We start from the raw sequence: 7,206 nt of genomic DNA, 5'->3' as shown, positions 1-7,206 counted from the left end.
GGAACTCAAGTCCCTCAAGGTGGCCTTCAGAGCACTTGTGACCGGCGTCAGTCCAGCTGCGGGGCGACTTCGGACGCGATGAGGTCGATCTGGTCCAGGTCGGACAGGTCCAGCAGTTGCAGGTAGAGCCGGGTGATCCCGGTTTTCTCCCGCCACTGGCCGATCTTCTCGACGACCTCCGCCGGCGTCCCGGCGAGCCCGTTCTGCCGCAGCTCGGCGACGTCACGGCCGATGACGTCGGCGCGGCGCTTCACCTCCGCCTCGTCCCGGCCGACCGCGATCACCAGCGCCGAGGAGCGCAGGATCTCCTTCGGGTCGCGCCCGATCTCCTCGGCCGCCGCGGCCACGCGCGCGAACTGCGCGGCGGCCGTTTCGGTGTCGACGAACGGCAGGTTGAACTCGTCGGCGTACCGCGCGGCCAGTGCCGGGGTGCGCTTCTTGCCGCCACCGCCGATGATCACCGGCGGCGCGGGCTGCTGCACCGGCTTGGGCAGCGCGGGCGCGTCCGCGAGCTGGTAGTGCTCGCCGTCGAAGGAGAACGTCTCCCCCACCGGCGTCTTCCAGTACCCGGTGACGATCGCGAGTTGCTCGGCGTAGCGGTCGAACCGCTCCTTGAGCGGGGGCAGGTCGAGCCCGAGCGTGGTGTGCTCGTCGTCGTACCAGCCGGAGCCGAGACCGAACTCGACGCGGCCGCCGGACATCTGGTCGACCTGCGCCACCGAGATCGCCAGCACCGAAGGGTGCCGGAAGGTGGCGGCGGTGACGAGGGTGCCGAGACGGATGCGGCTGGTCTCCCGCGCCAGCCCGGCGAGGGTGATCCAGGCGTCGGTGGGGCCGGGAAGGCCGTCGGCGCCGCCCATCTTCAGGTAGTGGTCGCTGCGGAAGAAGGCGTCGTAGCCGGCGGCCTCGGTCGCCTTGGCCACCCGCAGCAGGTCGTCGTAGCTGGCCCCTTGCTGGGGCTCGGTGAAGATCCTCAAGTCCACGACGTCAGCCTATAGAGCGAGCGGTCAGCTCGCCGCCTGCTCCTTGCCGGTGGGATTCACCGCCGACGTCTCCCGCAGGCGCTCCAGCAGCCGGACGATGACGCTTTCGATCTCGGCGCCGACCTTCTTCGGGTCCGCCGAGCCCGCGATCTCCGTCGCCGCGCTGGACAGCGCGCCGAACAGCAGCCGCGCGGTGATGTCGACCGGGACGGCGGCGATCTCGCCCGCCTCGATGAGCGCCTGGATCGCGGCGCGGACCAGCCCGAAGCTGCACCGTTCCTCGGCCTCGCGCCAGCGTTCCCAGCCCATCACCACGGGCGCCTCGTGGATGGCGATCCGCTGGTACGCCGGATCGAGGCAGCTCTTGATGAACGCGTTGAGCCCGCCGCGGGCCCGGTCCCACGGCGAGCCAGGGCCGTTCACGATCTTGTCGAGGCGGTCGTAGACGAGGCTCTCGACGGCGTCGAAAGCCGCCTCGAACAACGCCTGTTTGCCGCTGAAATGGTGATACAGCGCGCCTTTGGTGACGCGGGCACGTTTCGCGATCTCGTCGAGCGAGGTACCCGCGTAGCCACGCTTGGTGAACAATTCCACCGCGCCGTCCACCAGCGCGGACCGGGTCGACTCGGAATAGTCGAGCCTTCTGGACCTCATTGTCGCCACCCTCACAACCTTACGCCCCAGGGATTCTCGCCATACCCATGGTATGTTGGGCCAGTCAGGTCCGTACCAGGAGTATGCAGCAAACCTGCAGTATGAACCAGGTCACGGAAGGGGAGCCACATCATGAGCTGGACCGACTTCTACCGTCGGCGAGATACCCTCGAAGCCGCACTTCAGCAGGCCGGGAACGACCCCGAGCGCCCGCTGTCCCTCGCCGGGATCCCCGGCGCGGCCGAGTCCTTCAGGAGCGAGGAAGACCTCCTGCTGGCCCTGCACCACAAGTGGACTCAGCTGCTCGGCGGCTACCTGCGCGCCGAGCTGGCCGATCCCGAGGACGCGGCCGCGGGCCAGGTCCTCGACCAGGTCGACGCCGTCACCCGTGCGTGGAAGCGCGCGACGTCCGAACACGCGACGCTGCGTGCCGTCCTCGACGCCAACATCGATCGCTACCCGGCGCTCACGCCCTTGCACGAGGGTGAGCTGCGGATGCTGGCGATCACCGCCGGGCTCGCCGAGTACGGCGAATCCGCCGACGAAATCACCAAGGTGGGCTACACCTTCGACGCGCTGCTGCGCAACGGCCCGGACGCTCGCCCGGCCCGCCGCCGCAGCCCGATGGGCCACCTGCTGCGCCTGCTCGCGCCGAGTGCGTGAGCGGCACGAATGTAGTTAGGTAACTCCATGGCGGAGCGCACGAACAGCGGTCACTGGACCGAGGCGGACATTCCCGAGCAGACCGGGCGGACCGTACTGGTCACCGGCGCGAACTCGGGTCTCGGCCTCCGCACCGCCGACGTGCTCGCGGGCAAAGGCGCCCGCGTCCTGCTCGCCTGCCGCTCCCCCGAGCGCGGCGCGCGGGCACTCGAACTCGTCCGCCGGGCCGCCACCGGCGCGGCGCCCGAACTGGTGTCGCTCGACCTCGCCGACCTCGCCTCCGTGCGGGCCGCGGCGGCGTCGGTGCGTGAGCTGACCGGTGACGCGCTGGACGTCCTGGTGAACAACGCCGGCCTGATGGCCACCGCACGCGGCAAGACCGCAGACGGCTTCGAAACCCAGTTCGGCACCAACCACCTCGGGCACGCCGCATTGACCTGGCTGCTGCTGCCCGCGCTGCGCGGTGGCCAGGACGCGCGCGTCGTCACCCTGTCGAGCGTCGCCGCGACCGGCGGCGGGCTGAGCTTGACCGACCCGAACTTCGAGCACCGCCGGTACAACCCCGGCGTCGCCTACGCGCAGTCGAAACTCGCCAACCAGATCTTCGCGGTCGAGCTCGACCGGCACCTGCGTACCGCGGGCGAACACGTCATCAGCGTCGCCGCGCACCCCGGTTACGTCGGCACCGGGCTGGGCGCCGGAATGGCGCGGTCCTACGAGAACCCGCTGCTGAGCAGGGGCATCCTCGCCGTCAACAGGATCGGTGAAACGCTCTTCGCGATGCGGCCCGAGCAGGGCACGCTGCCGCAGCTGTACGCGGCGACCGCGCCGGGCGTCGAAGGCGGCGACTACATCGGCCCGAATGGCATCGGCGGCCTGCGCGGCCACCCCACCAAGGTGCGCACGCTGGGGGCCGCTCGCGACGCCGTGACCGGCCGCGCGCTGTGGGATCTGACCGCGAAGTTGACCGGCGTCACCCCCGACCCCGCGTGATCGATACCGCTCCGGAAGCGGGCGTAGGGTGGCTTTTGTGAGTGCTGCGCCAGAGGGTCGGAAGCTGTTGCGGCTCGAGGTCCGCAATAGCCAGACGCCGATCGAGAAGAAGCCTTCGTGGATCAAGACGCGGGCGAAGATGGGGCCGGAGTTCACCGAACTCAAGGGCCTCGTCCGCCGCGAGGGTCTGCACACCGTCTGTGAAGAGGCGGGGTGTCCCAACATCTACGAATGCTGGGAAGACCGCGAAGCCACCTTCCTGATCGGTGGGGATCAGTGCACCCGGCGGTGCGACTTCTGCCAGATCGACACGGGCAGGCCTGCTGAGCTGGACCGCACCGAGCCGCGCAAGGTCGCGGAGTCGGTGCAGGCCATGGGACTGCGCTATTCGACGGTCACCGGCGTCGCCCGCGACGACCTGGAGGACGGCGGCGCCTGGCTGTACGCGGAGACGGTCCGTCAGATCCACAGCCTGAACCCGGGCACCGGTGTCGAGCTGTTGATCCCGGACTTCAACGCCGATCCCGCACAGCTGGCCGAGGTGTTCGCCTCCCAGCCGGAAGTGCTGGCGCACAACGTCGAAACCGTGCCGCGGATCTTCAAGCGCATCCGTCCGGGCTTCCGCTACGCCCGCTCCCTCGAAGTGATCACGAAGGCCCGTGAGGCCGGGCTGGTGACCAAGTCGAACCTCATCCTCGGCATGGGCGAAACCCCCGACGAGGTCGCCCCGGCGATGCGGGATTTGGTCGACGCTGGTTGCGAGATCCTGACGATCACGCAGTATCTGCGGCCCTCGCCGCGGCATCATCCGGTGGACCGCTGGGTCAAGCCCGAAGAGTTCGTCGAGCACTCCAAGGCCGCCGAGGCAATGGGCTTCGCCGGAGTCATGGCCGGGCCGCTCGTGCGCTCCTCCTACCGCGCCGGACGCCTCTACGCACAGACCAAGGCACACCGCGGGGAAACCCTGCCGGAGAACCTCGCGCACCTCGCCGCCGAAGGCCCCGCCGCCCAGGAGGCCAGCAGCCTGCTGGCGCGGTGATCGCCGCCGCCCGCCCCGTACGGGTGAGCACCGCCACGAGCCCGGTCCGCGGCCGCGCGGCCTTACTACATTCGGCGGTATGACCGTTCTGGATCTCCCCCGGCCGATCGCCTTCGTCCTCGGCGGGGGCGGCAGCCTCGGCGCCATGCAGTTCGGGATGCTGCGGGCCCTCGACGAAACCGGGCTGAAGCCGGACCTCGTCGTCGGCACGTCGGTCGGCTCCCTCAACGGCGCCGTGCTCGCCCTGGCCGGTGGTGACCCGATCGAGCGACTGCGGGGGATCTGGGCGCGCATGACCCGGCACGAGGCGTTCCCCGGCGGGGTACTGAGCCAGGTGCGGACGCTGCGGCACAGCAAGACACATCTGTTCCCCAACTCGGGCCTCACGGCGATCATCGAGGAGCACATCGGCCACGGCGCCCGGTTCGAGGACCTCGGGCTCCCGCTCGGCGTCGTCACCACCGACGTCGACACCGCGGAGCCGATCCTGATCCGTGAGGGCCCGCTGCTGGCGCCACTCCTGGCCAGCTGCGCCATCCCGGGCATCTATCCGCCGGTTCCCCACGACGGCAGGCTGCTCTACGACGGCGGGCTGGTCGCGAACGTGCCGATGCGGCAGGCACTGACCATGGGCGCCCGGTCGCTGGTGGTCCTGGACTGCGCGTTTCCCGGCCGGATGCCCGGAGCGCCGCGGACGTTCGCCGAGGTCATGATGTTCACCGCGATGATCAGCATGCGGAACCAGGCGGTGCTGGAGGCACCGATCGCCGCCGCGCGGGTGCCGGTGGTCTATCTGCCCGGCCCCGCCCCGGTGCGGATCAGCCCGCTGGACTTCAGCCGCACCGAGGAACTCACAAATCAGGCATACGAGGCCGCGCGGGATTACCTCGGCGGAATCACCGTCGACGGGCCGGGCCTGTATGGCGCACCGGGCCTTGTCACAAAGTGAAGAAAATTACCAGCCTGCACCGATCCGGTGCGGGGAACATCTTTCTCGTCGCGTAGTTTTGAGGGTGAAGGCCAGCAGCCCGCATTACCCAAAAAGAGACAAAATGTTCCCCAAGAAAACATTACTTTCGCTTGCCGCGATTCTCTCCTCGGCGCTGATGCTGTCGTCCTGTTCGGGCGGCGCCGGCGGCCCCGGTGCGGGCTCGCCCGAGCAGTCCCCGGAAAGCCCGGTGTCGGTGAGCATCGAGCCGGCGGGCGGGACCGGCGTCAACCCGACCACGCCGATCGTCGTCAAGGCGGCGAACGGGAGGCTGACCGACGTCACGGTGACGAACGCCGCCAAGGGAACAACCGTGTCCGGGCAGCTCAGCGCCGACGGGCTCAGCTGGACTTCGACCGAAGCGCTCGGCTACGGCAGCACGTACAAGATCGTCGCCCAGGCCCTCGGCGGCAACGGAAAGCCGATCGAACAGCACAGCCAGCTGAGCACGCTGTCACCCCAGCGGCAGGCCAGCCCGGATCTGATCCCGGCGCCCGCGTCGGTGGCGAACACCGGAGTCGGGGTCGGTCAGCCGATCGTGTTCAGCTTCAGCCAGCCGGTGCAGAACCGGGCCGCTGTCGAAAAGCGGCTGTCGGTGGAGTCGACGCCGAAACAGGACGGTTCCTGGTACTGGATGGACGACAAGAACGTCCACTACCGGCCCAAGGAGTACTGGCAGCCGGGAACCGTGCTGAAGGTGACGGCGAAGGTGTACGGGGTCGATTTCGGAAATGGTGTGTACGGTGCGACGGATCGCACCGAAACGTACAAGGTGCACGATTCCTGGATCGCCAGGGCGGACGGGAACACCGAGCAGATGCAGATCTTCCACAATGGGCAGCCGGTGAAATCGATGCCCATTTCGATGGGCAAGGACTCGACGCCGACGCATGCCGGCCCGCATGTCATCTCGGACAAGCAGGAGAGCACGGTGATGGACTCCTGCACCTTCGGGCTCTGCCCGCCGGCGCCGGGGGCGTACAAGACGACCGAGAAGTGGGCCGTCCGCATCTCCAACGACGGCGAGTTCGTGCACGAGAATCCCGCCAGTGTCGGCGCGCAGGGCAGCGCCAACGTCTCCCACGGCTGTATCAACCTGAACGCGGCGAACGCCGAGTGGTTCTTCCGCACCATGGGGCTCGGGGACGTGGTCGAAGTGACGAACTCGGGCGGCCCGCAGCTGCCGGTGTGGGATCTGTACGGCGACTGGTCGAAGTCCTGGCAGGACTGGCAGGGCGGCAGCGCCGTCAAGTAACGAGACGGCCCGACGCGGCTAGGGCGCCGTGGTTTTCGCGGAACCCGTCCACGCTCTGAGCCGGGCCTGCGATCCGGCTGCGGGCCGGTGCGCCCAGCCCTAGGCAAACCCTAGTAGCCCGATGGCCTGGCACACTCCGCCGCGGAGATGTCGACCGAGCGGAGCACTCAGGCGTCTTGAAGAAAACCTTCGGGCGTGCGGAGTGATATGTCGTGAACGACGCGTTGGGGACGATGAGTGTCTCGAACGCGTCGTTCACGACACCGGCGCTGCAGCCCTCACGGCTACCCGGTCGACGGAATCTCACCGTGCCGAAGACCAGCCTACGGATGTGCTCGAGAGTGAGCGAGGGACCTTTGCTATCGCCGAGCGACAGTAAAGGTCCCTTGCTTCCGCCGTCGGGCGGTTGGTGTGGTGAGGCGGTCAGGGCCGTGAAGGCCTCCTTACCCGCGCTCAACGCCGGTAAGGAGGCCTTCACGGCCTCGTGCATGTGGCTCGGCGCGAAGAACGCCCTCCGGACGGAGTGTTCACGACAGGCAAATAGCGGTAGGGCCCCGGGAGAACCGTGAAGGTTCTCGACCCCGGCCCAAACCGAGATAAATGGGTGTTGGGGGGGGTGCAGAGCGACCAC

Annotated in this window: 7 protein-coding genes; 5 read left to right on the top strand and 2 right to left on the bottom strand. The window is 68.7% G+C overall.

What is annotated here, in order from left to right:
• Positions 1–47 precede the first annotated feature (47 nt).
• Together ACFWX1_RS47505 and ACFWX1_RS47500 are read right to left on the bottom strand one after the other, a co-directional pair.
• A complete protein-coding gene (locus tag ACFWX1_RS47505; RefSeq protein WP_378396533.1) occupies positions 48–983 on the bottom strand; it encodes an LLM class F420-dependent oxidoreductase in 936 nt (311 codons plus the stop codon).
• A gap of 24 nt (positions 984–1,007) precedes the next feature.
• A complete protein-coding gene (locus ACFWX1_RS47500) occupies positions 1,008–1,637 on the bottom strand; it encodes a TetR/AcrR family transcriptional regulator (protein WP_378396532.1) in 630 nt (209 codons plus the stop codon).
• 132 nt (positions 1,638–1,769) lie between these two features.
• On the opposite strand from ACFWX1_RS47500, the gene ACFWX1_RS47495 reads away from it, so the two are divergent.
• The 5 genes from ACFWX1_RS47495 (at position 1,770) to ACFWX1_RS47475 (ending at position 6,575) form a co-directional block, all read left to right on the top strand.
• Positions 1,770–2,300, top strand: a complete 531-nt coding sequence (locus ACFWX1_RS47495; RefSeq protein WP_378396531.1) for a hypothetical protein — start codon at positions 1,770–1,772, stop codon at positions 2,298–2,300.
• 27 nt (positions 2,301–2,327) lie between these two features.
• A complete protein-coding gene (locus ACFWX1_RS47490; RefSeq protein WP_378396530.1) occupies positions 2,328–3,293 on the top strand; it encodes an oxidoreductase in 966 nt (321 codons plus the stop codon).
• Positions 3,294–3,330: 37 nt separating this feature from the next.
• Positions 3,331–4,332, top strand: coding sequence for a lipoyl synthase (lipA, locus tag ACFWX1_RS47485; RefSeq protein WP_378396529.1), 1,002 nt, complete (start codon positions 3,331–3,333; stop codon positions 4,330–4,332).
• Between the two features lie 79 nt (positions 4,333–4,411).
• Complete coding sequence (locus ACFWX1_RS47480) at positions 4,412–5,281, top strand: patatin-like phospholipase family protein (protein ID WP_378396528.1); 870 nt, start codon at positions 4,412–4,414, stop codon at positions 5,279–5,281.
• A gap of 103 nt (positions 5,282–5,384) precedes the next feature.
• Positions 5,385–6,575, top strand: coding sequence for an Ig-like domain-containing protein (locus ACFWX1_RS47475; protein WP_378396527.1), 1,191 nt, complete (start codon positions 5,385–5,387; stop codon positions 6,573–6,575).
• Positions 6,576–7,206: the final 631 nt, after the last annotated feature.

The organism is Amycolatopsis sp. NPDC059021 (genome assembly GCF_042739895.1).
Taxonomy (GTDB): domain Bacteria; phylum Actinomycetota; class Actinomycetes; order Mycobacteriales; family Pseudonocardiaceae; genus Amycolatopsis.
The sequence above is the reverse complement of the archived record's forward strand: the minus strand, read 5'-3'. Positions and strand labels throughout refer to the sequence as shown.

What these genes read in the sequence shown, in the direction of transcription:
- ACFWX1_RS47490 (WP_378396530.1), top strand. Translation starts at nt 2,328, where the DNA reads ATGGCGGAGCGCACGAACAGCGGTCACTGGACCGAGGCGGACATTCCC.
- ACFWX1_RS47475 (WP_378396527.1), top strand. Translation starts at nt 5,385, where the DNA reads ATGTTCCCCAAGAAAACATTACTTTCGCTTGCCGCGATTCTCTCCTCG.
- ACFWX1_RS47480 (WP_378396528.1), top strand. Translation starts at nt 4,412, where the DNA reads ATGACCGTTCTGGATCTCCCCCGGCCGATCGCCTTCGTCCTCGGCGGG.
- ACFWX1_RS47500 (WP_378396532.1), bottom strand. Translation starts at nt 1,637, where the DNA reads ATGAGGTCCAGAAGGCTCGACTATTCCGAGTCGACCCGGTCCGCGCTG.
- ACFWX1_RS47495 (WP_378396531.1), top strand. Translation starts at nt 1,770, where the DNA reads ATGAGCTGGACCGACTTCTACCGTCGGCGAGATACCCTCGAAGCCGCA.